Below are 3,108 nucleotides of genomic sequence, written 5' to 3'. Positions count from 1 at the left end.
CTCCAGGGCTGGTTGACCGACGCCGCGCCGGGCCCGGGTGGGCAGCTCGGGTGTGGCGGTGGCCGGTGTCGTCCGCTGCCGGGTGGGCAGCACGGTCTCGTCGGTCGGCGGCGTCGGGGTGGCGGTGTCGTCGGCGATGGGTGCCGCCGTGCTGACCGGAGCTGCCCCGTCCGGCGCGGTGCTGGTCGACGCGGCCAGCGCGAGCGGTGCGAGGAAGGCGGGACGGCCGGCATCGGCGGCGGGCGCCGACGGCATCGGGATTGCCGACTCGGCCCGGAACGCCCCGGAGTCCTCCGGGGACACGCCGGCCTCGGTGACCAGTTCCAGCGGGATCAGCACGACCGCGGTGGTGCCGCCGTACGCGGACTCCTTCAGCCGGACCCGGACGCCGTGCCGCTCGGTCAGCCGGCTCACCACGTAGAGCCCGAGGCGGGTGGCGTTGGCGAGGTTCAGCTCGGACTGGTCGACGATGCGGTGGTTCGCAGCGGCCAGGTCCTCCTCGCTCATGCCGAGGCCCCGGTCCTCGATCTCGATGGCGAACCCGTTGGCCACCAGTTGGCCGCGCACCTCCACAGTGGTGTGCGGCGGGGAGAACGACAACCCGTTCTCGATCAGCTCGGCGAGCAGGTGGATGACGTCGCCGACCGCGCGGCCGGCGAGCGAGACCGGGCCGAGCGGCAGCACGTTGACCCGGGTGTAGTCCTCGACCTCGGCCACCGCGCCGCGCACCACGTCGACCATCGGGACGTTGCGTCGCCAGGCCCGGCCCGGGGTGGAGCCGGAGAGCACGATCAGGTTCTCGGCGTTACGCCGCATCCGGGTGGCCAGGTGGTCAACCCGGAACAGGTCCTCCAGCTCCTCCGCGTCCTGCTCGCGCCGCTCCATCGCGTCCAGCAGGGTGAGCTGACGGTGCACCAGGGCCTGGGTGCGTCGGGCCAGGCTGAGGAAGACCTCGCGCACGTTGCGGCGCAGCTCGGCCTGCTCGACCGCGGTCCGGATGGCGGTCTCCTGGACCGCGTTGAAGGCCTTGCCGACCTGGCCGATCTCGTCGGTGCCGAACTCCAGGGGCGGGGCCTCGGTTGCCACGTCGACCTCCTCGCCGCGACCGAGCCGCTCGACCACGCCGGGCAGGCGTTCGTTGGCCAGCCGGAAGGCCGCCCCGCGCAACCGCTCCAACTGCCGCACCAGGGCGCGGGCGGTGGTGATGGAGACGATGATCGAGGCGATGACGGCGAGCAGGCCGAGGCCGGTGGCCAACGCCAACCGGACGACGACGCCGACGGCGACCGGCGTCGCCCGGTCGACCACGCCGTCGCCACCGGCCAGCACGACCTCGCTGATCTCGGTCAGCGCAGGAGCGGTGGTGTCGTTCCACTCCGTCGCGGTCACGGCCGGCCGCCGGCGCCGGCGCCCTGCATGATCTGGGTTTCCAGGCCGGTCAGCCGGCTGAAGGTGGCGCCGGCCGACATCGCCTCGTAGCGGCGCTGGTCGGCTGCGGGGAGCCGGACCAGTGCCGAGGAGGCGACGAACTGGCGGGCACCGACGATCCGGGTGAACTCCGCCCGCTCGGCCGGGGTGATGCGCCCGGCGGCCAGCACACCGGCCAGCAGCGCGTCCTCCTGGGACAGCAGCTCCCGGGACCGGTTGAGGCCGATCAGCGCGGCGGTGTCCTCGGCGACCTGCTCGTCGTCGAGGTTGCCGAGCGCGTCGTACACCCGGTAGATCGACTCGATCACTCCGGTGAAGGTCGCGATGGCCCCGGCCCGGTCGACGCTTCGCTCGTCGACGGCCGTACGGGTCGTGTCCAGATTGTCCAGCCCGCTGACGAGGGCCTTGATCCGCTGGTCCAGGGTGTCGCTGCCGAGCGTGCTGACCTGCCAGTTCTCGGTGGACTTGATGAACTTCGCGGCCAGTTGGTCGGTGCGTCGCCGCGCCTCGGCCAGCGTGGCGCGCTGCGCGTCGTCAGGACGGCCGAGGTAGGTCAGCGAGGCCCGACGTTCCAACTGCAACTGCAACAGCAGCGGCTCGGTGGGATCGAAGACCTTCGAGTCCAGGGTCTGCACACCGAGTAGGTTGACCCCGTCCCGGACGGTGACCCAGGCCGTGAAGCTCCAGAGCGCGACTAGTGAGACGAGTAGAGCAACGACCTTGGTACGCAGATTCGTACTGCGGGAACCCATTACACCGTCCCTGGCGCGGCCTGTGTGATTGATCAGTCAGAATCGCGGATTGCACGAGTCGACCCCGGCGCACGCTAGCAGCGTCCGGGGCCACGCTCAAGCGCCGCCGACCAAGGGACCGCCGTGGCCGACCGGAGTGAAGCCCGGTCCGCGCCATTGACCAGATCGGGTCTGACCAGGGCCAACTGTCGGACTGCGAGAATGGCCGCGCGGACGATCAGCCGGGGCATATAAAGATCTTTGTCATGCCACAGTGGAATGTGATCGTCGCTACTGTCCACTGTGTTCAGATGGCGGTATCCGCGACTGATGGCCTCCCGTACCCCCGGGCGGATCGGCCGACCGACGCCCAGCAGCACGTGCAGGGCGTACGCGGTCTCCTCCACGGTGCCCGCCCAACGCCCCCACGTCCCGTCCGCCCGTTGGGTGCCGACCACCCAGTCGACGGCCCGGTCCACCGCCGCCCCGGCGACCTCCGCCGGGGCGTACCGGTCGAGCGCCGTGACGACGCAGCAGGTGGCGTAGTAGGGCGAGGCGTGCCAGCGGTCCACCCAGGAGCCGTCGGGCTGCTGCTCACCGCCGAGCCACCCGGCCACTGCCGCCACCCGGCCGCCGTAGCGGCTCGCGGCGGTCGGCGTCGTACGGGCATGCCAGCCGAGCGCCTCCAGCACGTGCGCGTTCGTGGTGACCGACTGCCGTTCTCCCCCTGCCAGGTGCAGAAGTGGCTGCCCAGGTCGAAGTGGAGCAGGCTCGCCGGGTCCACCGGGTGACCGAGGCGGGCCAGCGCGTAGAGAGCCGCCGAGGTGGTGTCGGCGTCGGCCGGGAGCCCCGGACCGGTCGGCGCGCCCTGCGGCCCGATCGCGGCGGCCAGCTCCGCGACGAGCTTCGGCGCGGGCCGGACCGGCACCCCGACCCGGGCCAGGCTGCC

2 protein-coding genes and 1 pseudogene are annotated in these 3,108 nt (G+C 72.1%); 1 reads left to right on the top strand and 2 read right to left on the bottom strand.

The window, feature by feature from the left end; all coding sequences use genetic code 11:
- Both JM949_RS34925 and JM949_RS34920 read right to left on the bottom strand, forming a co-directional pair.
- A pseudogene (locus tag JM949_RS34925) lies at positions 1 to 2,180 on the bottom strand (sensor histidine kinase); the annotation flags it as partial.
- 74 nt (positions 2,181 to 2,254) lie between these two features.
- Positions 2,255 to 2,851, bottom strand: coding sequence for a prenyltransferase/squalene oxidase repeat-containing protein (locus tag JM949_RS34920; RefSeq protein WP_203152331.1), 597 nt, complete (start codon positions 2,849 to 2,851; stop codon positions 2,255 to 2,257).
- Positions 2,852 to 2,901: 50 nt separating this feature from the next.
- On the opposite strand from JM949_RS34920, the gene JM949_RS38270 reads away from it, so the two are divergent.
- Positions 2,902 to 3,108 (top strand): hypothetical protein (locus JM949_RS38270; protein WP_238434440.1); only part of this gene is annotated, 207 nt, incomplete at its 3' end.

Origin of the sequence: Micromonospora tarensis, assembly GCF_016803395.1 — a bacterium.
In the GTDB taxonomy this organism is placed as follows: Bacteria; Actinomycetota; Actinomycetes; order Mycobacteriales; family Micromonosporaceae; genus Micromonospora; species Micromonospora tarensis.
Note: the sequence above shows the minus strand (reverse complement) of the source record. Positions and strands in the feature narration are given on the sequence as shown.